The following is a 23,893-nucleotide window of genomic DNA, read 5'->3' as shown; positions in this document are numbered from 1 at the left end:
GAGCTATAAAAAAGACAAGAGAGTTTGCACCTCTCTTGTCTTTTTTAACTATTAGTAATCCCAATGAAACGATCTTACAGTATTCATTCAACTTTAATTAAAAGGTTTGTAACTGAATATGATAGAGTTGAAGATTAAAAAAAGATGTCATCAAGTGACATTTAAACAGGGTGGATTTCAATCGGAAAGTTATTCAAAGGACATCATCAAAACGATATAGTGTAAGACCTGACCATATGGCAGGCAGCTAAAAGGAGAAATTGTTATGACTACAACAATTAAAAATCTTATTGCCAATCACGAGATCATCGCTTCCGGCTTTCCAGCAATCGCTGATTTGTCTAATTACGGTACAAAAGGCACTCCAGTATACTTAACTTCTCTTGCTCCAACCATTTTGCTGGAGCAAGGTATAAACGAGTATTACGCCTTGGAGTTGCCTCGAAACACTATATTTAATAGTGCTGAAGAAATCATTGCTGCGGATCTTCCAGTGCGGCAATACTGCGTTAGCAAGGTAGATAATGTTGCTGAGCTGGATGCTGTAATTGTATCCCGTCACCAAGGCACGGTAAATATTCTCAAGGAGCAATATCCTGATGCTCCGGTGCTGGAGAGCATTATGCCAGCAGATATCGAAGGTAAACACGTTGTCGGTACACTACCGCCACACCTTATTTCATCGGCTGAAGCGTATACTCCAGTAACTATTAAGGGGTTTAATTATGCTGTTGACGGAGACTTGTCTGGACAAGAGTTGCTTGACCGTATGGTTATTTCAAACAAGGCAATTAAACTTGTAGAGGTAAAATAAATGTAAAGACCATCCGTCCAAATGGATAGATGGTCTTTGTTGTAGATCACCATAAGGAGGAAATCAAATGGATAAAATTATAGCAACAGTTATCAATGGAAGATCAGGTGAGCTTGTAGGCAGAGTTCACAATGGGGAGCAAACTGGCAAGATTGTTTTTTTGCCTAAAGGTCATGCCTATAAGTCGGGGGACTTTATGGTTATAAATAAATTTGTCGATAAAGGTAAATTTATTATTGCACAAGCGGCATATGTAGCCAAACCGGAAAAAAGACTCTTTTGCAATAATGGGGATTATTTCAAAAATTTCGCGATAGAAAGCGTAGAAATTGATATTATCAAGCGAGAGCGTATAGCTTCCACAAGTAGCTTTATATACCTGTTAGAGCAAGCTATAAAAAAGAATCCTAACAGAACAAAAGACTCCGTATGGGAAGACATACAATCCTCATCTACAGAGGGCTTATGCGAGGTTCTGGATTTTATGAATCCAATATTGAAAGAACAGCTTTATATTCGAGCTGAACGTAAAGCCCGGAAAGAGTTAGAGAACGAAGCTTTTCGAGCTAAGGCACTCGAAATATTTAAAAATGCTATTAAGGAAGCTGTTAATCAAGAACAAGTTACACCCCATTTTCTACTCGAACAATTAAAAGCTTCTCCTGTTGGTTCATTTATAGAGCGTACCAACTTGTTTGAGGTGTGGCTCGATAACTTGAGTTTCTCAATGACAATTCAAAAGGGGAGTTATCGATTTGAGCTGCGAGATCATCTCTCTATCTTGACGGTAGCTGAAAAGATAGAGGAAGTGGAATTTGATAATCGTGATCATCATATGATTACGGTTACGCTCAGAGGCGGGTTCAAGCTTAAAATTTACGAGGCTGAAACGATATATAAATTAGCACGCCACACCATGCATCCCGGTTTAGTTTCGGTAGCTTTAACGATTTCAAACTCCCGTAAACAATTGTTAATGGAGTATGAGAAGTACAAGCTTTACCAAGCCTATAAGACTGGCAATCCAAAGGTTGCCCACAATTCAAGCTATAAAACACGAAACGAGTGTGTATCAGAGTCGGCTGACGGGTATCGACCAGCCGGATACTTGAAAACCACATCTCTTATTCATACCTTTCAAACCACATTTTCTGACGGTATGGAGGACTTCGAATTATTCGAATATGAAGCTCCTGAGGACTATGTAGTGTATCGATTAAACAGCCTCAAGGAAGCGGTTATAAGAAGAGCTAAAGAGCTGCCCTTGTTTGACATGTCTCCAGAGGAACTTGCAGATACTATTTTTTAATTCTATATAAGCTACTTGTATTATGACGCGAGTAGCTTTTTTACATATCAAAATAAAGAGGTTCTTGATCATTTCATCTCTAATGAACCTTCGTTGAAAGTGTGATCTGGTGTGAACAAATTAAAAAGCAAGAGAATAATCGGATTCTCTTGCTTTTTACCTACGCATCAACGCTGCTGACTGTTATTTTTCCATGTATATTGGAAATATCCTTAACTTGCATCGTCGGATCGTCGATATTAAATTCCTTTAAAATTCGTTCTAATACAGGGAACTCTTTTCGTAATATCGTGACATCAACTTTGTACCGTTTCACACCTTTATATCCATAAGAAACAAAAGTATTGACGGTGTAGCCTTTGTCGCGTAGAGTATCTGCAACTTCGATCATACGGTCTTTGTCATTTAGGAAAATTTCGGTTTCCAAAATACCCAGTGCCAACCTATTTTCCACTACATCGGCAAGATATACTCCAATTACTTTTCCGATTGCAAAAGCGATTAGAAATTCAACCCCATTACCAGAGGCAATTTGTTTCAATGCTGTTGCAAATATAATTGCATCCAAAAAGGTGATGACATAAGCAGGTTTTAAATATTTTTTGGATATAAAAATGGTTTTCAATGTTCCAATGGAGTTACTTAGCGCGTTGACTGCAATAACACCCAATAATTCTAAAATCAATATTGTACTCATTCTTCATTTCTCCTTTTTACGCTGTTCGTTCGGTTTCCAGTTGAGTTTACTTCCGCTTTTAATCTATTCACATAATGTAAAAGAACCTCCAGTAATATAAAATTAAAAGTAAACGCCTGTTCGATTTAAATAATCTTTTATTATATGCACGGGGTGTTTTTTTATGAAAAAAAGTAGAGAACAATGGATTTTTTTAAGAGGGGATCTACGTAGTACAATATCACTGGAGAATAACGTTGAATGAAAAAAAGAGAGCTTTGGGTTTTCTACCCAAAGCTCTCTTACATGTTATTTGTCCGTCTGTCCTAAGGATTTTCTTATTAAAGCCTGACCAAAACCCGATTTTTTACGACGTTTTGGTGGCTCATCAACGGATGTTGCATTCATTCCTTCAGCCTGTACTTCTTCTTTTGAAGAGTTCGTTGACGCATCAACAGGGGGTTCCGATTCTTCATTAGCAACTTGTTGCATAGCGTGTTCCACGACTTGCTCTGCTGTAGGGAATTCTCCCTCACGTACAGGCGGTAGAGAAGGCGACGGTTGCGCCGGGCTTGCGTCGACATTCTCTTGCACTCCTGGTTGCATATATGACGGATACATAGGTGCAGATTGTTGCATTGGAACTTGCTGAAAAGGAACATTATAAGGCTGCTGTTGCATACCTTGAGCAGGGTATGGGGGAGGCGGAGTAAAGCCTCCCCCAAATCCTGAAATCATTTGCTGTAATTGCGTTTGCATGGCGAAAATTTGTTGAATTTGTTCGCCCATCCAATTGGGGTTATTTTTCACTTGATGATAATGTAAGATCGCTTCACAAACAAATCGCGACATTTCGTTATCAGGTAAACCATCTAACACGTCATGGACTTCTTTAAATCCTTTACTTACAGAGAAAGTTCGTCGGCTATCTTTACGCTTTCCACTTTCATTATTCGGTTGATTTTTATCAGCCACAGGTTACACCTCCCTGTAAGCATTATTTTTTTATTCATCATTATTCTTCAAATGCATCTTCTGTTGCTTGAGCGAAGCCTTCGGCATTATCCCAAACTGCATTGTCGCTAATCAGGGAATCTTCAAATACAGGGATGGCAAGAATATGTTTTTTGAATAATAGACTTCCGCCACCTACCCACGCAAAGTCGAGGGTTTCAACACTCCAGCTATGTGCTTTCATTTTCCCGCGAATTTCGTCCAGGTAAGCATCTGTAAATTCTTTGATGATTTTTGCTGATTCTGTTTTGTCTACTTTAATATAGCCACGTTTGAAATGTTCATCCATTTCATAAGTTTGAATGTTGAGTCCAAAACGTTTATTCAAAGCTTTAGCAAGCTCAGTCATAAACACATTTCCACCTTTGTTTAGGGTGAAAAAGGTATCTTCATTAGGTTCCAATAAACCATCTTCACCTGTTGGCTGATACACTACGCCATTAACGTTCAAGCCACCAATATCGACAACGGCAATACTTCGCCCAGCAAATTCTTCCTCATTTTTAATCAGGAATCCAGAGGTTTCTGGATATACAATCAAATGTTCGATTTCAAACTTAAATGGCTCGCCGTTAACCTCAAATTCAACATCGAATGGACCTTCGTTTGGATCACGAGGATCGTCTTTAGGAAAGTTTAACATAAAGCGTCTATAGTCTTCTCGAAGTTGAGTGTTGAACCACACTGAAAGTGGGCAGCCAATGCTAAGAACAACTGGTATTTTTTGATCGTTAGCCAATTTACTAACTGCTAAGTAAGTAGCGTTGCGATGAACTTCTTGTGCTTTTGAAGTGTCAAAGTTGTATTCTCCTCCGACACCACCAATTAAGCTTGATTTTCCATTTAAAGTGACCACATATGAGGAACGAGAAGTTGAGAATTTTTCTGTTGTAGTACCTATTTTAGTAGAAACTTCAAATTTTTCAATTATTTTACCATTTTCACGACGAACGGCTTTTGTCATAAATTTTCCGCTGTCTACCGTAATGAAGGTTCTCTTTGTTGTTTTTGCGGCATTTGCCATGAGTTCTATCTCTCCCTTACAACTTGTTTTGGTTTTGACTCGTTTCTCCGAGTTCTCTATTAACATGGATAATTTTATCATAGGGTTTCTTAATAGACAAGAGATTTTATGAATGATATCTGAGTGATGTATGAAGATATTCATAATGAGTTATGTATACTCGAACATGCTTCGGTTTACATCGCATTGAGATTTGCGAGAGGGGGATACTTCTTGAAGTATGTGGGTCAAGATAAAAAGAAAATGAACTGGCAAAAGGTTGTTGCATGGTGATTCTTATCACAATGGTTACAGCAACGATCGCTGCGTCTTTTCAAGTATTTTAAAAACATTGAATATTCATTGTTTAGAGAGGTTTTATAGAACCGTTGATTTTAATCAGTTCTGGGGTTATATATAAATTTTGTTTGCCCAAACAAGATTAAAGATAAAGGTTTAAGTTCTCTATCTGTAAAGGTTGAAGATGCTCTTACAGTTGGCGTAGATATGGTAGTAATGGCCTTCGTATAATCCTATCCGTTTAGGTGTGCTTTGTAGTGTTTGAATACATTGTAAACCATTGTGGTTCAAACCTAAGCATTAACCTATGAATGAAATCTATAATACATAGATTTCATTTTTACTTATGAAGGAGTGTGTTTAGGAATGTATAGAGAAGATAGCTTTCTATCCGAATTAGATGATGTTATTCAAGGCAGCAATAAGGATCTAATCAATGAGAATGCAAATATAGATGGAATGTCTCCTATGGGGATGATGTCATTAATTGCATCCATTACAGCGAAGCGGTATACGGAAGAGAAACTTCTTTCCAAGGAAGCATGGGAAGCTTATCGAAATGGGTATATTCACATCCACGATTTAGACTTCTATACAACAGGGACAACAACCTGTTGCCAAATTCCATTAGCGAAAATTTTAAAGAATGGATTTAATACAGGACACGGACATATGCGTGAACCCAAAAATATCATGAGTGCTATGGCATTAACGTCCATTATCTTGCAATCGAATCAAAATCAGCAACATGGTGGTCAATCGATCCCTATGTTTGATTATGATCTTTCCAAATATGTAAGATTGACATTTGAGAAAAAATTATGTGAAGTATCCGAGCTGCTTGAGGAATTCGGAGAAACAGACTATAAAGAAAAAGCAATTCAGATTGCTTGGGAAAAGACGGATCAAGAGGTTTATCAAGCGTGTGAAGCATTTATTCATAATAGCAATTCGATGCATAGTAGAGGGGGATCTCAAACTCCGTTTATCTCAATTAACTTAGGTACGGATACCTCGACCGAAGGACGGATGATTACGAAAAATATTCTGCTGGCAACGCAAGCGGGATTGGGAGATGGAGAAACTCCGATTTTCCCCATTATTGTCTTTAAAGTCAAAGAAGGTATTAACTTTAATCCAGAAGATAAAAATTACGATTTATATAAACTATCTTTGATTACAACATCCAAACGGTTGTTTCCTAATTACGTATTTTTAGATGCACCATTTAATCTTAAATATTATGATGGAACACCTGAAAGCGAAATTGCTACCATGGGTTGTCGAACGAGAACGATTGGCAACGTGAACGGAAAAGAAACGCCTGTGGGAAGAGGAAATCTATCCTTTACCTCTATCAATCTTCCTCTATTAGCGCTTGAATCGAAAGATGTTGATCAATTTTATCAAAAGCTTAATTACTATACAGATGTTGCCGTGAAGCAATTGTACGATAGATATCAATATCAAGCTCAGAAAAAAGTTTCGAATTTCAAGTTCTTGTATGGACAAGGAGTTTGGCATAATGGAGAGGAGTTGGATCAAGAGGAGACCTTAGGTGAAATTTTGAAGCAGGGTACTCTTTCGATTGGATTTGTTGGGCTGGCTGAAGCTCTTGTAGCACTAACAGGTCAACATCACGGAGAAAGTGAGGAAGCCTGGAGAATGGGCCACAATATGATTCAGTTCATTCGAGATAAAACAGATGTAGCCTCGATCAAATATCAAATGAATTTTACAACACTGGCTACTCCTGCGGAATCCTTTGCTGGTAAAGCACTAAGAACAACGAAAAAACGGCATGGAGTAATTGAAGGGGTAACCGATCGGGATTATTTCACAAACGGATTTCACATCCCCGTGTACTACAAGATCAGCGCGTTTGATAAAATTAAAAAAGAAGCTCCTTTTCACGAACTGACCAATGCAGGACATATCACTTACATTGAATTAGATGGTGATGCGAGCAAAAATATAGAAGCATTAGACACGATCGTAAGAACCATGAAAGAAAATGGAATCGGATATGGAAGCATCAACCATCCTGTTGATCGCTGCATGAAGTGTAAATACAAAGGAATTATTCATAACGCTTGCCCTAAATGTCAAAACGATGATGAAAAGAAGATTGAGCGGATTCGAAGAATAACGGGTTATCTCGTTGGGACGATGGACAAGTGGAATTCAGCCAAACGCGCAGAAGAATCAGATCGAGTGAAGCATTCATGAGAGTAATCAATATTATAAAAGATAGCATTGTAGATGGACCAGGACTAAGGACAACCATTTTTTTTGCAGGTTGTCCTCATCACTGTTTGGGGTGTCACAATCCAAAATCTTGGAGTGTGTGTTCTGGAATCGAGATGAGTTCGAACGAAGTTGCAGAACATGTTTTACAGAACCCCATCAATCATGTGACGTTCAGTGGGGGAGAGCCTTTTTCTCAAAATGAAAAAGAGTTGATCCACTTGGCAAAGGAACTTAAAAATAAGGGGAGAAATATTTGGTGTTATACAGGGTATGTATTTGAAGACGTTGTAAACAAGGAAGTTTTAAATTATCTCGATGTACTCGTTGATGGAAAATTTGAACTTGAGCAGAGAAATCTGAGTTTAAACTACAAGGGTAGTGAAAATCAAAGAATCATCGATGTCCAGGAGAGTTTGAAATCCGGTCATCTCGTTTTACTTGAATTAGAATAAAATCAACTACGATATAGCAAATAACCCTCATGATGAGGGTTATTTTATTGTGTATTCAACTTGATTTAACTGTTGATTGATGGTGTATGGAATGTGGTTTGAATTTAGCACTTGGATTAACTCCGCTTGTTGTTTTGTAGCCAGTTCAGTGTCTATTTGGGAATACTGCTGGATTAGACTGTAAGTGCTTCCGGTATCCGAAGATAGCAATTGGGTTATTTCTTTTGTGAAAGCCACGGATTGTAGCAACCTTTTTTCGGTCGTATTATAAAGATCCATCATATGTTCAGCAGAAAAAAATGTTTTGTAATCTGATAGTGTAATGTAGAGATTTTCTTTTTCGGCTAAACTGTTTGTCAACGTGTTGCTAAGAGCCACTTTGTTTGCTTGTTTATGTTGATACTGATCAACATAACCGATTTCATTGGATGTCATCTGAACAAGGGATGTATTCACTTGATTTGCTATATTCAACAATTCACCAATGGATTCATGAGCTGTTTCTTCAGGTGAATTTGTTTTTTCCGTAAGAGGGGCATTGGATTCCTTATTCGTGGTTGGGGAACCGCTTGATTTTTCAGTCAACGACGGCAACGGTGCATTATGATTCGTTGGAGCTGTGGTTTGATTTGACATTTCCTCGCCCGACGGAGTTATAAAGAAAACTTTGTAAATATCAACTAAAGCCAATAGAAAACATATAAACAGAAGTATCAACCCCATAGCTTTTAATCGTCTCAATGTAAAGAAAGACTTTGCCTTTTCTTTTGTTTTATCAACGATGCTGACGCTTTCTTTGAATTCTTGCGGATATGGTTCAATCGGTTTTTGTTTTTGTTTTTGCTCCACTTCGATAGAAATGATTTTTCCATCCTCAAACTTCATATATTCCTTCGTGTCTTTTCTCTTAAACATGGATTATTCCACCTCCCTTTGCTATCCAAAAGCATATTGTTTCTAATTATAGATCCTAAGATCCCAGATATATCATATGTATTGTGTTTAGTGTTTACTAAAGGGTTTCGTTCGTGCATGAATATATGCTTTTGTGAAAAGTAAAATACAAGAATAAAAAATGTAACAGGAAAGGAAGGAATGATATGAAACTTGATGCGTTGGGCATATCCAAAGCAAAACTAAATCAGTTTGAATCCAAAGGAATCATGACCGTAGAAGAACTTTCGAGATATTTCCCACGAAAATATCATGATTTCAGAACCATCACACCAATTAAACAGCTAAAAGATGGTGAGGTGGTTGCTGTTGTGGGAACGATCAAAGAGATCAAGCCCTACGAAAAGAAGTTTATTAAAGTCAAAGTTTCAGACGATTCGGGCAGAGTTTTGCATGTCATATGGTTTCATAAACCTTATGTTCATAAATGGCTTAAAGAAGGGGAAACCTATATTTTTTGCGGAAAGGTTCAAGAGGATTTGAAGTTTCATTCTAAACAAATGATCAATCCGCTTTACTTTAGTCATGAAATTAAGCACTTGCAAAGACTGGTTCCGGTCTATCCTAAAATTCGAGGAATGGCTGAAGAGTATCTCATGAATTCGATTCAATCTTCACTCTCGATCATGAGCCAACAAGAGAGCCTCGAACCCAGTGTACTTGCGACATTCGGATTAATGAAATCGGGGAAAGCCTTGAAAGCAATCCACCAACCTGAAAATGAAGACGAGCTGGAGAGGGCAAAAAATCGTTTTATGTTCGATGATCTTTTCGAGTATTCGATGCAAATGCAACAGTATGAATCTCTGTCCAGTTCGATGTCTCCCTTTTTAATGAATCGATTTTCGGTTGTTACTGATTTTATGAATCGATTGCCTTTTGAATTGACGGATGGGCAGCGGGAAGTGCTTCGATCGATTAGTTTAAAAGCGAAGTTAGGGCATCGTGTGAATGCACTTGTACAGGGAGATGTCGGTTGCGGAAAGACCATTGTAGCGATTCTATTGATGGTTGTAGCGGCAGAAAACGGCTTTCAGTCCGCGCTTATGGCGCCAACCAATGTGTTGGCAAGGCAACATTATGAAGAACTGGCGGAGAGATTGAAAGATACGCCATTTAAAGTTGCTTTCCTGTCAGGTGAGACCAAGATCAGGGAGAAGAAAGCGATCTTAAAAGGGCTCGATACGGGTGAGATTCATATGATTGTGGGGACGCATTCCATCATCGGTAAGGATGTAAAGATTCCTAATCTTGCACTCTCGATCGTTGATGAAGAGCATCGTTTTGGCGTTGTTCAGCGGAATCAACTACGTGAAAAAGCAAGACAAGGGGTTCATCACATTTCCATGTCTGCCACTCCTATTCCACGTACACTGGCTTTAGCCATGTGGGGTGACCAAGTGGATGTGTATACGATCAAGACGCTTCCGAAGGGAAGAAAGCCTGTTAGAACCGTATTATTAACCGATGAAAAGCGTTGTTTCAATGGAATAGAACAGCAAATCGAAAAAGGGCATCAAGCATATGTTGTTTGTCCATTAATCGAAGATTCGGAATCGGAATCCATGTCAGAAGTTGATTCTGTAGAAAAGACATCTGAGAAGATGAAAGAACATTTTTCGAAAAATCCCAAGGTGAAAATTTCACTCATTTCGGGCAAAATGAAGCCTGCTGAAATTGCGGAAGAAATTCTACGTTTCACTCGTAACGAAACCAATGTCCTCATATCAACGACCATTATTGAGGTTGGAGTGAACGTACCAAATGCTACGATGATGGTTGTGAAGAATGCGGAGCGATTTGGCTTGGCACAGCTCCATCAACTCCGTGGTCGGGTAGGAAGAGGAAATTTTGAATCGTTCTGTGTTCTGTTATCGGAGAAGGAGGGGAATCCCAAACTTCAAGCCATGGTAGAGACAACAGATGGATTTAAAATTGCAAAGCGAGACTTGGAACTTCGGGGTACAGGAGATTTTATTGGAACAAAGCAATCGGGTGATAATAAATATGTCATGTTGATGATGGCAAATATGGACCTATATCTTCGGGTGAAAGAAGAGGTTCGAGCTATTCATAACGATCCAAGAAGGCTCAGCTTTTACAAATACCTCAATGTTCTCTCCTATGAGGAGGGTGCGTAATACGTTTGGAAGGTCGTTTACGCATAAACACTGTAGCGATATAATGAAACTAACCAATCCATAAGGTAGAGGAAAGGAAGTATTTTCTGATGAAGGAGAAAGTCACGGCTAAACAGGAGAGGATTGCAGCGTCTGGGAAAGAAGTGTACTCCTTGGCAATACAGGACTTTATTAAAATGACTCGTAATAACCCGTCCTTTTTTAAGCTTTCTCCTGAAGAGCAAAAGCAAAAGGCTATGGAATATGTTCAAAAGGCAAAAGAAAAAACTCAATAATGAGATATGGTATAAAAAAAGAGCCCAGGACATCTTCCAGGCTCCTTTTGTTGTTTTAAGCTGCACTTTTTAAACCTGGCTCGTTCAGGAGACCCTGTTTTAAAAGCGCTTCTTTTAAAATGGATTCTACTTCATTGATTTGAAGGATTGCATCTAAACTTGTTTGTTTTGCGAACTTAGATAAAGGGAACTTATTTTGAATAGTACATTTGTTGGACAGTTGACATACCCTGTGGATTCATGCCTTGACCCTGATAAGAAGGATGCTTGGGAAACTGTTGGATCATTTCATTAAAAATTTGTCTCCCATTGTCGGGTGAACAGACGCTCCCTATGTATAAAACGAAGGGAGCAGCCTGTCCAAAAGTCTGATAATCAGCATTTGGTTTTGTTTCAAAAGTGCGTTCCAACTCCACAATTTGCTCCCGCATTTCTTGAGCAGATTGGTACTTGCGCTCACGTATAATTTCGTCAACTAATGTAATAGATGGATCAAGCACATGTATATTTTTATACACCAACCAGGCATGATGAAGGGGGATGCCATTAATAATTATCCATCCAACATAGGACTCATACTCTGACAGTTCATATCTATTAAATGATTCCAACATTTTTTCTGTATTTGTATAGCAGAATCCCATCTTATAGGTGTTTTCGTTAAAAGCTTTTTCTGCTATTGGGTCATTGTTAATTTGCTGAGTGTTCACATAGCTGTATATACTCATAGTGGGTTTATTGCGTAATGGAAACAGAGTAGAGGGAATTTCCATTCGGTAAGGTTCAATAATAGTTACCTTATGTTTGTTGACTTTAACTTGCGGGTAGTATTGTTCCAAAAAAAGGCGGGTGCTTTCTGTTATTGGCTTCAACTTACGTACCCTCCCTATTTTACGGTCTAACTTGATTTGAGATCAGTTTTTTTTCAGCATATTCGATACCTTCTTGCAAAGCCTCTTCGAACGAGTCGCATGAAATATTGTACATTAAATCTTCAAGTGATTCATCTGTCACTTCTACAGTGAATGTAACTTTCGGCATGATTCCTTTTTTGACCAGGCCCTCGTTCCCATTTGAAATTTGGTTGATGGCAAATACACAAATAATAATCCCCTTTTGTCTCAAGGCTTCATGTCTTGTAAACAGATCTTTATCCACTAATGTCACTCTCCTATGTAAAATATGATTTTCCGTTGGTTCAATTTATTATAATATATCAATTATAACACAGTAAATTATAATTTACAAAATATATACTTTCAATAAATATGCTCGTACAGATTAAGATAAAGGCTGTAAAATAAAATACAGTTTAAAAATTATTCTTCATATGATGGCAGTATATCTAATAAATAAAAAAAAGAGGTGAAAAGGTTTGCCAAAAACATATATAAAAACTTCATATTGTGAAGGAACAAAAACACGTCATCAAGCCCAAAATGAAAGGCGCTGTGATATATCAGGACATTCGAAAGAATCGCATCGATGGTATGATTCTAATAAATGAAGAGGGCGAAGCACCACTTGCTGAACATGAATATCTCATTTTTGACATTCCGGTTGAGATCGAAGATGAACATTTTTCAGAAATTTGCAAGAGGGGATGGGGGGAATAGGGTCATTCGTTGGTATCCAGGTCGGATTGTAGTTGCCTGTCATTCTCCACAAGTGTTGCACTGAGGACTCCTTCGAAAGTTAGAAGAATTAGCTATGAAAGTTGCAAAAGTGATGTTTATTTTATTCAAAAAAGAAGAGTCTCTGGATATCGCCAGGGACTCTTTTTTTCATAAGTAATCTTAATGTAAAACATTTATATGATTCCCATTTAAGCAGAAAAGATGAAAAAGTTGAGAAAAAGATCGTCGTTCAGGAAGCTGAAAATGAAAAGAGTGCATTTCCTCCGCGAAAGGAAACGCACCAAAAGCGTTAAAGCTTCTCACAAACTAAGGGGGATCGAAAGATGATTCCCTTAGAACACATTTACATAATAACATACCCGAGTGGATCATTCAATATCGGATACGTTTTGCTTTTACCTCGAACGTGGTTCGACATGTTGAAAAGGTACAGTTAAGAAAATTGAATGTACAATGAAGAAAAAACGTAAATATTCTATTTTTGATCTTATAAATGCATATCGTAAAGAGTTTAAAATTGATGCAAAGAGAGGTGCTTGAAATTGTCAAACACTTATAGAGAAATAAATCAATGGAATTCTGGAACGATGAAGCATTTCATCAAAGCGAAGAAAAAAGGAACGCTAATTTATCAAGAGGTACGAAACATTCAGATCCAAGGAATGATCGACGAAGAGGACGGAACGACACGCTTAGAGCAGGAATATCTGGTGTTTGATATTCCCGACGAAGTAGATGATGAACATTTTCGGGAATTTAGTAAGAACTGGTATCAAGTTGAGTTTCGTTGGTTTCCTGGATGGACAGAGGTTGCTTGTCATTCTCCACATGTATTTCATAATGGACTCCTTAGAAAGTTAGAGGAATTAGGCTATATTACGTACACGGTAAAGGTGTATCCGAATGCGAAAAATGAATACCCCTATTATGTGAATCCTAAAGGATGGAGACTTGTTTATAATTTGATCAATGCTGTAAGAGAGGCAATCCAAAAAGGAAAATTCAATGTTTTGAAGAGAGAACGTGGGGAAGCGAATTCAGAAGATGGTGTTGAAAGAAATGATACTTATAAACCATGATAATGATATATAAGAGAACAAATTGAAAATGTATGTTATACTATAGTCAAAACTATGATTAAGGGGGTTTATAGTATATGAACGTCGAGTCTCCAATAAACATTATAAATGAAGAAGACAAAGTGCGTATCGTAGATGGATGTTTTGAAGGGAAAGTTGGAACCGTTCGAGTGGTTCGTACTGATAAACATTATCCTTACTTAGTAACCTTGCCCGACCACGAACTGCTTCCCTTCTTGGAAGGACAAATCAAAAAATATAATTAAATCTTCCGATAAGGAGTTGGAAATATAGTGATTCTGATGTGGATAGGCGGTTACTTATTGGTAGGATTGATCTTTACCCTTGGTGTATATTTGTATTACAAATTGAGTGGGCGTGAAACCGATTCTGGATTGTTTCCAATTCCTGAATGGGTGGTGTTTACCACCGCAGTTATATTGTTTCCTTTAAACATGATGTTACAGCTTCATGAATGGAGATATCGGAGAGAATGTCGCAGAGTAAACTTGCAGCGAGACAAAGAATGTAAAAGTTCAGTTATAGAAAGATGAATCCCTTTGCGTTTTCAAGTAAGGAGGACGGGACAGCAATTGTACTCTCAAGACGCTGTTAACCTAACCTGAATGACAAAGGGATTCATTAACTTACCCATATGGTCGGAGAAAATCTCCTTCCTTGTGGATATGATACTATTTTCACTCATCTTTGTAAATTAGGACTTTATTGGTGTTACATGTGAATGCTTTTGCACCTAACATAAAAAGAGGGTTAATCTTTAACCCCCATAATAAAGAAAAAATTACAGAGTGACCCAGGAAGGACCTACATCAAATACGCATATTTGTTTTCCTTCTTGATTAAAGGCTTTTAAACTGTATGCCTTATTTTCGATTGCAAATCGCATAAGCTCACTTGTCAAAGAGAGACCTCCTTTAACTGGATATGGCTTTTCGGTCTCAACCTCGATTCCATTGATATTCGCTTTTAAGACGACCTTTAATTCCATCGTTCACTTCTCCTTTTTAGATTTACACAGTTGTATACCCAATGATTTTTATTATCTTTATTATAGATCAAAAAGCAATTAATGATTGATAATTCATCCATTAATTTCTCGATTTGCCCTATTCGTAGTATTAAGGTACTTAGAATATTCGTGAAGGTTTATGTGGATTATGAGTAGAGAGTACATTCGTCTCTCCTTGAAAGTTAATGATACTTCCTTTGAGTCAAGAGCTCAACCCTTTCAGAATGGTTTGAATCCGTTTTTGAGTGGGTCCCTTGCGAATTTCATCTGAGAACTCAATAAGGAGCAGAGTAATAAGATCGGCAACCTTAATGCCGATTTTTTCTTTTTCTTCATCATACAGATCCATTAACAGAACTTCACCTCTTAGAACATACTTTTTCTGTAGCTGAATCGGATAATAGACGAAAGAATGAGATCGCGGAATAGATTCATGGATCCGACTCATTTGGTTAGGAGAAACCAGTTTCCACGTTTCTCGCATTTTAGGTTCTTTGAGGTCTTTATACATAGAAAGAAGCTTGTCTGCAAAAGGACGATTTTTTAGTTTTCCTTTACGAGCGTCCTGAATCAAGTTGCTATATAAAAATGCAATTAGATCTTCCATTGTAAATTGGATATCACGATCTAATTCATTAATGTCGTCAATAAAGGTTTGAAGGCGTAACAACTCTCTTTTGGGAACTTCTAATGAAACCTCCATGTAGGGGCTCTTTTCCATAAACAACTGCTTCCACGACTCGAATAAACCTTGAGGCTTTTGTTCTGGATAGATAAGCTGAAGTAAATGGCTTTGACTCATATTAATCTTCCTTTCGCACCATAGTCTTATCTCTACTCTATGAGACAACTCTCTTAATGATGTATAGAATTATCACTTTGTGGCAAAAATATATACTACATTAACTATGATTGGTGAAGGAGTAATTTAGAGATATGGTGAAAGAATCAGGTTGGAAAAAGGATTTAGCTGTTGCTTTAGCAAAAGCAGCTAAACAATCGAATAAACATGGTGTCGTGTTAAAGAAAAAAAGACCCATAAAATGATAAAAAAAAAGACAATGAGTTGTTCCCATTGTCTTTTTTGCTGCCCTGGGTTAGATTGTGAGTGATAAGCCAAACGAATCTTTAAAAATATTTGTGATGGGGACGGCGGCTGCTCATTGAATTATGGATCATATAAGTAAAGAATACTTTACAAATAAATAAGCAAAAAGTACACTTAATGGAATAAGTGTTTAAGGAGTACAAAGGACTTTAGGTAAGATTGAAGTCGATCGATACGAATACTAATAAAACAAGGAAAAGTAACATAAAAGAAAAAATGAATATGTTACACAAAAGGAGATGCAGGTATGCATAATATTGAGAATGGTCAAGACAGAGAAAAAATTAAGACACAGGAACCTGAAAGTTTAGATGAATTGATAAGACAGATGGATTCGAATAGTGAAAGATTTGACTTCCCAGATGAATATCTTTTGGAAAAAGGTTATCCTTTGCCAGTTATCGGGGAATATTCGTATGGAGTTTCATACACGCCTACTGCATGGGTGATACCATATTTAAGAGAATTAAAAAAGTTCAAAGAAAAAGAAGTTGTCCGCGAAAAGTAAACACGATCATTTGAGTTACGAATTAGTAGCTGAGAAACGAGTATACAAGATAGAAGGCAAAGGAGCGTTTATACTCATGAAGGATGTCAATATAAAATTATCTAAAGAACAGTATAAGAATACCATGTTGTTGCTTCATAACTGGATTGAAATGATACCATATATGAAACAAAAGGTAGCTGACAATCCAGATTTAAACAAATATTTTGCTGATTTGGAAAGCAGTCTTGTACAGATACAGACAACTTTAAGTACAGACAGTTGAATAAGAAGTGTCGGCATCGGTATGTATTTAGGTTTAACAGAGAGCTACTTGAAATGATGAACATATGATTAGGTTCATGAATTCTATATCTTATTCTTCTTGTTTTGTTTGTATTGTCATTTCGCATATCTTTCAAATAATGATTTGACACCCCACGGCTTTGGTTGATGATACGAAAAGAGGTAAGCGCATAATGCTTACCTCTTTTTAATCGAAGCAAGAAAAATAACAGTTGTTGCGTTAATTTCAAGAGTTTTCGTCGTGTGTGTTTTAGTTTTAATATGCTGACAACATGAAGGCGTAAATTAGAGGCTTGTATTTAGGATATGATGAATGGCTTCTTTAGGCTTTGCATAATGCGGTTTGCTTAAATTATTCAATAACTCCGTATAACGAAACAGAACAGGTGTGTGTGCTTGAATTTCTACGCGGTCTTTGTTCGTGATCCCCTCGGTAATATGATCAATTTCGTTATTTATTAACTTGACGAGTTCTCTCATTTGTTCAAACTCCATTTTATTGGCCCCCATCTACGTTAAGTTAATTTATTTATTTAATTATTAGAATAATGGATGTGACTACTCCCGATCTGAATAATACATATCAGTAGAAAAAGAAGTGCCAACATAAATATGCATATGAATAGATTACATGTTTAGCCATGGACTTTCAAATTAAATCAAACTAATTATGTTATTTATAGTCATATAAAGTTTATTTTTGCTTTCTTTTTTGATCACAAAATGTAATCTTGCCTATAATAAAAGGTCTATTAAAAACAGGTGTTTGTTTAAAAACAAATCGAACAATATTAACGAAAGATCGAAGTGCAAAGAAGTCATTAGTTAGAATTTTTTTACATGTTCGGTTGTTAATTTTTAAAAAAAAGGATGATTGAGATGAATAACGATCAAGAAATACAGGAATATGTAAATGAAACATTCGAACATGGACATTTTTTTCTCCGAATTAATCAGAAAATAGGAAATGAAAGAATTGTCCTTAATATCGAGCAAGAACTTCTCCCCTATAGTCATAAAATGGTTGATTTACATTCGCCTTATGAGTTTCATAACCGTACTTTACTTTTCATGTATGTGGAAGAACTGATTGCTTTGCTTTCAAAATTGAAAGAGGAAAAGCTGATTCAAGATTCTCTATTGGCTGTGCTGGAGACGCTTTTGCTCGGGCTGGATTATGTAACACATGAGCGATTTACGCATACTTCCTTTGAGAAGAATCATCGGGAAGAGTTGTATAGCATCTTGCAAGATTGCTTTCAAAAAACGAAGCAGCATGGATTATCGGAATTTGCAAATCGACCTGTGCTTAACAAGTCCTCTTGGATCCAAAACGGTGAGGAGATTTACTGTTTAGATGAGAGGACGGATAAAACACGTATTTATATGGCTGCGGTGTACAGAAAGCCGAAGAATGCTATGGAGCATTTCAAGAATGTTGCCCATATCATCTCTAAAGTGGATTTCAAACCAACTACAGGTAAAGTGTCTTTTGAAGAAATGCTGGAAGGAAAAACGGATCATGGTATTCATCAAGATACGTTGTATTTCTTTGGTATGATTCAGCGTACGCTATCTTGGTTGCTGAATTCAACTTCATGGCGAAATAATCAATTATTTGTTTTTGATGAACTTGAGATTTGCTGCAAACTCGGTTTGAAACAGAATACAGTGGGCTGCATTTAGAAAAAGTGAGCAAATGAGTCGATTTATTAAGTATTTTATTTAGAAACGAAAAACATAATTAATGTAAAAATCGCAGGTGCTATACTTTACCCTGCTTTTTTTCGTTGAATTGATTGTTTAAAGAAATAGTTGTATACGATATAAGAGTTTTTATGAAGCAGGCATTTTTTTTGAAAAAATACTTGGTCAAAGGAGAATTGTATATGAAAAAGAAATTGGTAGTTGTGATTGCAACAGAAGCTGAAGCGAAGCGTAAAGAACAAGGGCTTTCCAGTGAAGAAACAATAAAGTGGTTTGTAGAACAAATGAAGGATAAAAAAATTTCAGTTGATGGATGGTTTACAATGGACGATGAACTTCGAAAGATAAGTGGACATGCAGACTGGTTTTGGATCATCCGAACTGTTCGCAACAATTTGGATAAGTACACTTGGAAAATTGAAAATTCCGTACAGAAACCTAAATTGCACGTAACGAAGCAAAGTGAAAATCACTGGCTGGTGTGGGGAGTGTTGAAAGGTGAAACCCGTTCAGCCGAGATCATCTCTTTCAATGAGTGTGGATTTCATGGGAGTAAAAAACGATACCGTGTTGATGTGGAGGGTTCTACCAAAGAAAGTTTAATTGAACACTTCCAGACAGCAAAAGCTATTGCAATGTTTGAAGTGAAAAAAGCATTTGCCATGAATGATGAAATAGAATCTATTGATTTTATATCTAAATAATAATTTACAGAGTGGATCAGTGAAGTTGACTTTTATTGAGAGTTGGTGGAAATATGTATCTTGTAATAACGCAATATAGTCATGAAACTGATTTTGAAGAGATGAAAACGAAAAAGCAGGTTAAAGAACACATAGAAAAGAATAAAAGGGATGCTACTTGGGTCGGCATATATAAAGTTACTAAAAAGTTGTCTGCTGATGATTTTCAAGACTAAATGAAAAAAGAATATATTTTGATCGAAGATGGTGGAATCGATATGGCAGCTCTCGATTCGGATGTTGTCCTCGAACGAGTTTTAGAATTAAACTTGAAATGAGATGTTTCTATGATAGGACATCTCTTTTTTTTATCTATGCTGATAGTCGAGTATAAGATACAGAGTAACTAAAAACAACAGGGCTTGTTGATGGAGATTACAGACACTTGAAGGAAGATAATAGTGAAAATTTATCGCCTATATTGCCTGTAGACTAATTTAGTATTATTATTGACTAAAGTGTAAATGGGTTAATACTTGGAGCTACTCTTATGTGCGTTGCATAAGTAAATTGGGGAGTGATAAATTATGAAAACTCAAAAAACAGATTGGACTGTCATTAAGGAAGCAGAAGAACAAGGTATGATGGTAGCCATGACCTACTTGGTGGAAAGGAATCGGACAGCATTAAACGAGGAATTATCGAGATATTTTAAAGAGAAGTTACCCTCTTATAAATCACTTTTTGAAGATGATGAAGGGGAAGAAGTGTTGATTGGTATTAATGACTATCTCGAAGAATCAAAGAGTGGCATGCATGAATTGGACTTCCCTCTTCATAGTGGAGAAGACGTTTACTTGATTCCTATCAATGAACATATTCAATTAAAAATCCTTATAGCAGATCAATACCACGGGGATGGAGAATATAGTAAATATGTTTGTATGGATTTTTTCTTAATTGATGATCAAGCAACGAAAGAAGATGTTGCCGTTCTAATCGAAGTTATTCAAAAGTATTTTTGTTCATAATCGAACGTTTGATACTATTTCTACAAAAAATCAGGTCATTACGTAAAAGTGGAGGAAAAATAAATGAATTCATTGCTCTTAATTGATGGTTCGTCTTTGCTGACCACAAGTTTTTTTGCGACAGCTCCTTTAGACTACCAAAAAGCCAAAACCCCTGAAGAAATGGCTAAGTCGAGTAAGAAGTTGATGCAAGTCGACGGGGTGTATACCAATGGCGTTTACACCATGATCGATAAGCTGCTGAAGATTATAAAAAATCAGAGCCCGAAATATTTGGCTGTTGCTTGGGACTTAAATCGACAAACGTTCCGTCGTGACATGTATCCCGAGTACAAAGCAAATCGTTCAGAAACAAGACCTGAGCTAAAATCTCAGTACCCACTTGCACAAGAAGTTTTAAATGAGATGGGGATTGCCCAATTCATCTATGAGGGATATGAAGCAGATGATATCATTGGTACCTTATCCAACAAGATGAGTCGTGAGGTTCCTGTTTACATTTTAACAAAAGATCAGGATGCTTTGCAGCTTGTAAATGAACGGGTTCGTTTGTGGTATATGACGAACAAAGCAGAGGAGATGTATGAGCAAGTTGGTCTTAACAGTAAAGAATTCAATATTCCTGAGAAAGTATTTGAGTTTACGCCGCTTTATGTACATGAATTTTATCATGTGGAGCCCATTCAAATTATTGACCGGAAAGCGATTGAGGGTGACACCTCAGATAATATTCCTGGAGTGAAAGGCGTAGGGGAGTCCAGCGTGGTTCCTCTCTTGAATGAATTTAAATCAGTTGAAGGAATTTATGATTTTCTTGAAAACAATGATGAACTCACAGTGAAAACCATGATTAAAGAACTTGGTATTAAGCGTTCTCCTGTTAAATTACTAACACAATCTTCGGAGTCCGAACTGGTAGGTAAAGAATCAGCCTTATTAAGCAAACGCCTTGCGACGATTGATGTAAATATGGCATGCCTGCAAGATGTCAAACTTGAGGATCTTTATCTGCAAATTAATGAAGAGCGGAAGAAAGATATTTTTAAACGGCTTGCATTTAACAGCTTACTTGATTCAGTCGAATCGACTCAGGCGAGAACGGCATAGAAAGGAGAGTATAAGCGATGAAGGAGAGAGGGAAAGTCCTCTCCCCTACGCTTTTTCTTGAAGCGATAGAGGGAGCAAAGAAAGACTTAGAGTTGCAATATGAATTCCTGAAACAAGCTATTCAGAACCCTAAGCTTTTGTTTCAGCAGGCAGGTTCGAACCTTGGAAAGCAGTCAATAATTTTTCATATCATGAATGGTTTCTTGTTCCATGATGATAAACTTCTTGCACATGACTTTCAGATATTGCTTGCTAATGTAATCAATCGTTTTGTTCATGAATGGGCGAGCCAGAAGGGAATTCATGAAAAAATTACAGTTAGAGTGCGTAATGAAAATCAGTATCCTTCAATTTTTGCAATTTATGTTGAAGATATGGAGCTGATTCAATTTAGTCTGTATGAGAAATTCTATGGAACCCGAAATAAAGTATTTGATGAGAATGCCAAACAACTGGAATACAAACATAGGGAAGAACAAGTAAATAAGAATATTGAACTTCTACTTACAATGGTTCAAAAATATGAAAAAATTTTAGCTCATCCTCACCAATATGTTCGAGATTGTTATCAAAATAAATGGATGAATAATGATAAGTTGAATATGGTTTGGAAATTACCTTTCTCGGAATTGCGTGAACATTTTTCGCTACTTGTTAAAAAAGAAAATGTGATGATCAGAGTTCAGGAGAAATTAGAAAGTACACAAGCAACGATTAATTTTGAGCGTAAAAGTCTTTTACGTTATCCTACAATTCAAGAATGTATGCAAGAAAATCGTCTGCGTGAAGAATTGACACGGAAGCTTATGCCCTTATTCGAAGAATGTGGATATCGTATGGAAACAGAACAATATAGATTATATTAAGAGGGGATATTTCATGCATAACGATGAGGAACTGGTTCAATATTATGTTGTTAATTCAGAATTAATCATGTCGGCAGCTAAAACTTCGGCACAAGTTGGGCATGTGGCTACTTTGGTAGCTGATTATTGTTCAAAAAATGAGAACACAGATAATGAAGAAGTGCGATTTTACAGAGCATGGCTGAATAACGACCAGAAAAAAGTGATTTTACGAGCAAAAGAGCGTGAATTACTAAAATTAATAGAACAAGGGTGGTTTTATGTTCGAGATAACGGACATACAGAGATCCCAGCGGGTTCTCTAACGGTAGTGGGTTTTTACCCAATGCCAAGACACCTTGTGAAGGCAGTTGTCAAGCGTTATCAACTTTTGAAATAGGTGGGGTGGATTTTACAGATGTTTAAAATGAAAAAGCGATCAGGTGACTTTCATCGAAACTTCAAAGTTTTGGGGCTGAAATGCACACATACAGAAAGGTCAGATGATTTAAATCCTCCGTTTCCTTTTTACTTGCATGTAGCAGGTATGCGCATGGGTACTAAACAAAAGAGAAAATTGTATCTGGCGGCAATCAAGTATCGTTGTGGCATCAAGGAGTGGTATAAATAATGTCATCTTTAGGTAGAGCATCATCTAACTCTAAAAATACAAAAGCAAACAAATTAAAACGTATGGATGCGAGTCATAAAGCATTTCTTCTTGAAGATGAATTGGTGAGACGGATTAATGAACTGAATATACTTATTCCAGAATTGGTCGCTCAAGGAAAGACGGATGAGCATATGATTGCTGCTCATCGTCTCAATGAATTGGAAGACTTGAAAAAATGGATTCAAGGTGAGATTTTTGGATTGAAAACGCTCGGAACAAGACGCCCGCTAAAAATATGGGATATCCTCAAATATGGAGAGCATGGTGAGATTTATCGAGCAACGAATACGGTTGATACATGGAATGGTTGTGAAGTTCAATTGAAGCAAACCCACGATAGAGATCCCAACCTTGTTCTTATCATTGCAAAATCTCCTAAGGTTCAGAACCCTTCAGTTAATGTTGGTAATATCGTGAAATTAGTTGGTGCAGTAACAAGAGCTGACTGGGTCTATGTAGGAAAGCGAGAAATCGTGACGGCACCAAAGAGAAGCCAGTTAATAACAATGGCAATTGAAATGACACGAATCCTGGAATACTTAAAAGATAAAAAATTGTTCATGGGAAAAAATCCTGATGTAACTATTCGATTTGATTTAGCTAAGACCGTAGGTGACGTCATAGAGGTGATTGAAAAACATCCAGATGATTTTTTATCGAGCATTCAAATTATGAATGGGGATTTATATCCGAAAATGAACGATTTTGAAGTCTATAAAAGTCAACTTAAATCTGCAAGAGATACCATCACTTACTTAGATGATGACGAATTAGCTATGAGGATCGAGGAACTTTTGAGCCTTACCTTTTTCTTTTATTCAAGATGGTGGGGGAATGAAGAATGGGATGATAGAATAGGAGATAGTCTTACGGATAAAGAAATGCTTGAGATTGCAAACTTATTATTGAATAACTGATGTATTTTTAAAAAAAAAGAGATTTTCATGCAAAGAATGATTAAATAGTATTTTTATAGGTGGTGATTATGCTCATCTTTTAAATCAATGAACTT

Annotated in this window: 27 protein-coding genes; 18 read left to right on the top strand and 9 right to left on the bottom strand. The window is 36.9% G+C overall.

Features of this window, described 5'->3' with window-relative positions:
• The first annotated feature begins 265 nt into the window (after positions 1 to 265).
• Positions 266 to 814, top strand: coding sequence for a CRISPR-associated protein Csx16 (locus tag JOD82_RS11360; RefSeq protein ID WP_209949073.1), 549 nt, complete (start codon positions 266 to 268; stop codon positions 812 to 814).
• A gap of 67 nt (positions 815 to 881) precedes the next feature.
• Positions 882 to 2,123: a hypothetical protein gene (locus tag JOD82_RS11355; protein WP_209949071.1), complete on the top strand. Its 1,242-nt coding sequence runs from the start codon at positions 882 to 884 to the stop codon at positions 2,121 to 2,123.
• Between the two features lie 160 nt (positions 2,124 to 2,283).
• Here the strand turns inward: JOD82_RS11355 and JOD82_RS11350 are convergent, their stop codons facing one another.
• The 3 genes from JOD82_RS11350 to JOD82_RS11340 form a co-directional block, all read right to left on the bottom strand.
• Positions 2,284 to 2,820 carry a DUF5698 domain-containing protein gene (locus tag JOD82_RS11350; RefSeq protein WP_209949070.1) on the bottom strand — a complete coding sequence of 179 codons (537 nt, stop codon included), beginning with the start codon at positions 2,818 to 2,820 and terminating at the stop codon, positions 2,284 to 2,286.
• 288 nt (positions 2,821 to 3,108) lie between these two features.
• Positions 3,109 to 3,774 carry a hypothetical protein gene (locus JOD82_RS11345; protein WP_209949068.1) on the bottom strand — a complete coding sequence of 222 codons (666 nt, stop codon included), beginning with the start codon at positions 3,772 to 3,774 and terminating at the stop codon, positions 3,109 to 3,111.
• 40 nt (positions 3,775 to 3,814) lie between these two features.
• The gene (locus JOD82_RS11340) at positions 3,815 to 4,837 is read right to left on the bottom strand and encodes a ParM/StbA family protein (protein WP_209949066.1); all 1,023 of its coding nucleotides are present in this window, start codon (positions 4,835 to 4,837) and stop codon (positions 3,815 to 3,817) included.
• A gap of 645 nt (positions 4,838 to 5,482) precedes the next feature.
• Between JOD82_RS11340 and JOD82_RS11335 the strand changes: the two genes are divergently transcribed.
• Together JOD82_RS11335 and nrdG are read left to right on the top strand one after the other, a co-directional pair.
• The gene (locus JOD82_RS11335; protein WP_209949064.1) at positions 5,483 to 7,345 is read left to right on the top strand and encodes an anaerobic ribonucleoside triphosphate reductase; all 1,863 of its coding nucleotides are present in this window, start codon (positions 5,483 to 5,485) and stop codon (positions 7,343 to 7,345) included.
• Complete coding sequence (gene nrdG / locus JOD82_RS11330; RefSeq protein ID WP_209949062.1) at positions 7,342 to 7,818, top strand: anaerobic ribonucleoside-triphosphate reductase activating protein; 477 nt, start codon at positions 7,342 to 7,344, stop codon at positions 7,816 to 7,818. Before JOD82_RS11335 ends, nrdG begins: the two co-directional genes overlap by 4 nt.
• 39 nt (positions 7,819 to 7,857) lie before the next feature.
• Here nrdG and JOD82_RS11325 read toward each other — a convergent pair whose 3' ends face one another.
• Entirely contained in the window at positions 7,858 to 8,733 is an 876-nt protein-coding gene (locus JOD82_RS11325; RefSeq protein ID WP_209949060.1) for a hypothetical protein, read from the bottom strand.
• Positions 8,734 to 8,918: 185 nt separating this feature from the next.
• Here JOD82_RS11325 and JOD82_RS11320 point away from each other — a divergent pair, with 185 nt between their 5' ends.
• Positions 8,919 to 10,913 (top strand): ATP-dependent DNA helicase RecG, encoded by a 1,995-nt coding sequence (locus JOD82_RS11320; protein ID WP_209949058.1) that lies wholly within the window; start codon positions 8,919 to 8,921, stop codon positions 10,911 to 10,913.
• Positions 10,914 to 11,002: 89 nt separating this feature from the next.
• A complete protein-coding gene (locus tag JOD82_RS11315; RefSeq protein WP_209949056.1) occupies positions 11,003 to 11,188 on the top strand; it encodes a hypothetical protein in 186 nt (61 codons plus the stop codon).
• Positions 11,189 to 11,379: 191 nt separating this feature from the next.
• Here the strand turns inward: JOD82_RS11315 and JOD82_RS11310 are convergent, their stop codons facing one another.
• Both JOD82_RS11310 and JOD82_RS11305 read right to left on the bottom strand, forming a co-directional pair.
• Positions 11,380 to 12,060: a hypothetical protein gene (locus JOD82_RS11310; RefSeq protein ID WP_209949054.1), complete on the bottom strand. Its 681-nt coding sequence runs from the start codon at positions 12,058 to 12,060 to the stop codon at positions 11,380 to 11,382.
• Positions 12,061 to 12,079: 19 nt separating this feature from the next.
• Positions 12,080 to 12,346, bottom strand: coding sequence for a hypothetical protein (locus tag JOD82_RS11305; protein ID WP_209949053.1), 267 nt, complete (start codon positions 12,344 to 12,346; stop codon positions 12,080 to 12,082).
• 1,021 nt (positions 12,347 to 13,367) lie between these two features.
• Between JOD82_RS11305 and JOD82_RS11300 the strand changes: the two genes are divergently transcribed.
• A complete protein-coding gene (locus tag JOD82_RS11300; RefSeq protein WP_245248995.1) occupies positions 13,368 to 13,904 on the top strand; it encodes a hypothetical protein in 537 nt (178 codons plus the stop codon).
• A gap of 77 nt (positions 13,905 to 13,981) precedes the next feature.
• A complete protein-coding gene (locus JOD82_RS11295; protein WP_209949051.1) occupies positions 13,982 to 14,170 on the top strand; it encodes a hypothetical protein in 189 nt (62 codons plus the stop codon).
• Between the two features lie 536 nt (positions 14,171 to 14,706).
• On the opposite strand, the gene JOD82_RS11290 is transcribed toward JOD82_RS11295, so the two are convergent.
• A complete protein-coding gene (locus JOD82_RS11290) occupies positions 14,707 to 14,913 on the bottom strand; it encodes a hypothetical protein (RefSeq protein WP_209949049.1) in 207 nt (68 codons plus the stop codon).
• Between the two features lie 223 nt (positions 14,914 to 15,136).
• Positions 15,137 to 15,736 carry a hypothetical protein gene (locus JOD82_RS11285; RefSeq protein ID WP_209949047.1) on the bottom strand — a complete coding sequence of 200 codons (600 nt, stop codon included), beginning with the start codon at positions 15,734 to 15,736 and terminating at the stop codon, positions 15,137 to 15,139.
• Between the two features lie 553 nt (positions 15,737 to 16,289).
• Here JOD82_RS11285 and JOD82_RS11280 point away from each other — a divergent pair.
• Both JOD82_RS11280 and JOD82_RS11275 read left to right on the top strand, forming a co-directional pair.
• Positions 16,290 to 16,550, top strand: coding sequence for a hypothetical protein (locus JOD82_RS11280; RefSeq protein ID WP_209949046.1), 261 nt, complete (start codon positions 16,290 to 16,292; stop codon positions 16,548 to 16,550).
• Positions 16,551 to 16,626: 76 nt separating this feature from the next.
• Entirely contained in the window at positions 16,627 to 16,815 is a 189-nt protein-coding gene (locus JOD82_RS11275) for a hypothetical protein (protein WP_209949044.1), read from the top strand.
• 305 nt (positions 16,816 to 17,120) lie between these two features.
• Here the strand turns inward: JOD82_RS11275 and JOD82_RS11270 are convergent, their stop codons facing one another.
• Positions 17,121 to 17,330, bottom strand: a complete 210-nt coding sequence (locus tag JOD82_RS11270; protein WP_209949042.1) for a hypothetical protein — start codon at positions 17,328 to 17,330, stop codon at positions 17,121 to 17,123.
• A 384-nt stretch (positions 17,331 to 17,714) separates the two neighbouring features.
• On the opposite strand from JOD82_RS11270, the gene JOD82_RS29140 reads away from it, so the two are divergent.
• The 8 genes from JOD82_RS29140 (at position 17,715) to JOD82_RS11230 (ending at position 23,798) form a co-directional block, all read left to right on the top strand.
• Positions 17,715 to 18,521, top strand: a complete 807-nt coding sequence (locus tag JOD82_RS29140) for a hypothetical protein (RefSeq protein ID WP_245248994.1) — start codon at positions 17,715 to 17,717, stop codon at positions 18,519 to 18,521.
• 203 nt (positions 18,522 to 18,724) lie between these two features.
• A complete protein-coding gene (locus tag JOD82_RS11260; protein ID WP_209949040.1) occupies positions 18,725 to 19,246 on the top strand; it encodes a hypothetical protein in 522 nt (173 codons plus the stop codon).
• 566 nt (positions 19,247 to 19,812) lie between these two features.
• Positions 19,813 to 20,256, top strand: coding sequence for a hypothetical protein (locus tag JOD82_RS11255; protein WP_209949038.1), 444 nt, complete (start codon positions 19,813 to 19,815; stop codon positions 20,254 to 20,256).
• 63 nt (positions 20,257 to 20,319) lie between these two features.
• Positions 20,320 to 21,363 carry a 5'-3' exonuclease gene (locus tag JOD82_RS11250; RefSeq protein WP_209949036.1) on the top strand — a complete coding sequence of 348 codons (1,044 nt, stop codon included), beginning with the start codon at positions 20,320 to 20,322 and terminating at the stop codon, positions 21,361 to 21,363.
• 17 nt (positions 21,364 to 21,380) lie between these two features.
• The gene (locus JOD82_RS11245; protein WP_209949034.1) at positions 21,381 to 22,229 is read left to right on the top strand and encodes a hypothetical protein; all 849 of its coding nucleotides are present in this window, start codon (positions 21,381 to 21,383) and stop codon (positions 22,227 to 22,229) included.
• Between the two features lie 13 nt (positions 22,230 to 22,242).
• Positions 22,243 to 22,608 carry an aminoacyl-tRNA hydrolase gene (locus JOD82_RS11240; RefSeq protein ID WP_209949032.1) on the top strand — a complete coding sequence of 122 codons (366 nt, stop codon included), beginning with the start codon at positions 22,243 to 22,245 and terminating at the stop codon, positions 22,606 to 22,608.
• Positions 22,609 to 22,626: 18 nt separating this feature from the next.
• A complete protein-coding gene (locus JOD82_RS11235) occupies positions 22,627 to 22,839 on the top strand; it encodes a hypothetical protein (protein ID WP_209949030.1) in 213 nt (70 codons plus the stop codon).
• Positions 22,839 to 23,798 carry a hypothetical protein gene (locus JOD82_RS11230; RefSeq protein WP_209949028.1) on the top strand — a complete coding sequence of 320 codons (960 nt, stop codon included), beginning with the start codon at positions 22,839 to 22,841 and terminating at the stop codon, positions 23,796 to 23,798. Before JOD82_RS11235 ends, JOD82_RS11230 begins: the two co-directional genes overlap by 1 nt.
• Positions 23,799 to 23,893 lie beyond the last annotated feature (95 nt).

Source organism: Paenibacillus sp. 1182 (assembly GCF_017833915.1).
GTDB lineage: Bacteria > Bacillota > Bacilli > Paenibacillales > Paenibacillaceae > Paenibacillus > Paenibacillus polymyxa_D.
Note: the sequence above shows the minus strand (reverse complement) of the source record. Positions and strands in the feature narration are given on the sequence as shown.

Excerpts from the sequence above, each read along its gene's own strand:
- JOD82_RS11325 (WP_209949060.1), bottom strand. The coding sequence starts at position 8,733 with ATGTTTAAGAGAAAAGACACGAAGGAATATATGAAGTTTGAGGATGGA.
- JOD82_RS11285 (WP_209949047.1), bottom strand. The coding sequence starts at position 15,736 with ATGAGTCAAAGCCATTTACTTCAGCTTATCTATCCAGAACAAAAGCCT.
- JOD82_RS11235 (WP_209949030.1), top strand. The coding sequence starts at position 22,627 with ATGTTTAAAATGAAAAAGCGATCAGGTGACTTTCATCGAAACTTCAAA.
- JOD82_RS11320 (WP_209949058.1), top strand. The coding sequence starts at position 8,919 with ATGAAACTTGATGCGTTGGGCATATCCAAAGCAAAACTAAATCAGTTT.
- JOD82_RS11240 (WP_209949032.1), top strand. The coding sequence starts at position 22,243 with ATGCATAACGATGAGGAACTGGTTCAATATTATGTTGTTAATTCAGAA.
- JOD82_RS11335 (WP_209949064.1), top strand. The coding sequence starts at position 5,483 with ATGTATAGAGAAGATAGCTTTCTATCCGAATTAGATGATGTTATTCAA.
- JOD82_RS11250 (WP_209949036.1), top strand. The coding sequence starts at position 20,320 with ATGAATTCATTGCTCTTAATTGATGGTTCGTCTTTGCTGACCACAAGT.
- JOD82_RS11230 (WP_209949028.1), top strand. The coding sequence starts at position 22,839 with ATGTCATCTTTAGGTAGAGCATCATCTAACTCTAAAAATACAAAAGCA.
- JOD82_RS11260 (WP_209949040.1), top strand. The coding sequence starts at position 18,725 with ATGAAAAAGAAATTGGTAGTTGTGATTGCAACAGAAGCTGAAGCGAAG.
- JOD82_RS11280 (WP_209949046.1), top strand. The coding sequence starts at position 16,290 with ATGCATAATATTGAGAATGGTCAAGACAGAGAAAAAATTAAGACACAG.
- JOD82_RS11255 (WP_209949038.1), top strand. The coding sequence starts at position 19,813 with ATGAAAACTCAAAAAACAGATTGGACTGTCATTAAGGAAGCAGAAGAA.
- JOD82_RS11275 (WP_209949044.1), top strand. The coding sequence starts at position 16,627 with ATGAAGGATGTCAATATAAAATTATCTAAAGAACAGTATAAGAATACC.
- JOD82_RS11270 (WP_209949042.1), bottom strand. The coding sequence starts at position 17,330 with ATGGAGTTTGAACAAATGAGAGAACTCGTCAAGTTAATAAATAACGAA.
- JOD82_RS11340 (WP_209949066.1), bottom strand. The coding sequence starts at position 4,837 with ATGGCAAATGCCGCAAAAACAACAAAGAGAACCTTCATTACGGTAGAC.
- JOD82_RS11295 (WP_209949051.1), top strand. The coding sequence starts at position 13,982 with ATGAACGTCGAGTCTCCAATAAACATTATAAATGAAGAAGACAAAGTG.
- JOD82_RS11350 (WP_209949070.1), bottom strand. The coding sequence starts at position 2,820 with ATGAGTACAATATTGATTTTAGAATTATTGGGTGTTATTGCAGTCAAC.
- JOD82_RS11290 (WP_209949049.1), bottom strand. The coding sequence starts at position 14,913 with ATGGAATTAAAGGTCGTCTTAAAAGCGAATATCAATGGAATCGAGGTT.
- JOD82_RS11245 (WP_209949034.1), top strand. The coding sequence starts at position 21,381 with ATGAAGGAGAGAGGGAAAGTCCTCTCCCCTACGCTTTTTCTTGAAGCG.
- JOD82_RS11315 (WP_209949056.1), top strand. The coding sequence starts at position 11,003 with ATGAAGGAGAAAGTCACGGCTAAACAGGAGAGGATTGCAGCGTCTGGG.
- JOD82_RS29140 (WP_245248994.1), top strand. The coding sequence starts at position 17,715 with ATGAATAACGATCAAGAAATACAGGAATATGTAAATGAAACATTCGAA.
- nrdG (WP_209949062.1), top strand. The coding sequence starts at position 7,342 with ATGAGAGTAATCAATATTATAAAAGATAGCATTGTAGATGGACCAGGA.
- JOD82_RS11360 (WP_209949073.1), top strand. The coding sequence starts at position 266 with ATGACTACAACAATTAAAAATCTTATTGCCAATCACGAGATCATCGCT.
- JOD82_RS11355 (WP_209949071.1), top strand. The coding sequence starts at position 882 with ATGGATAAAATTATAGCAACAGTTATCAATGGAAGATCAGGTGAGCTT.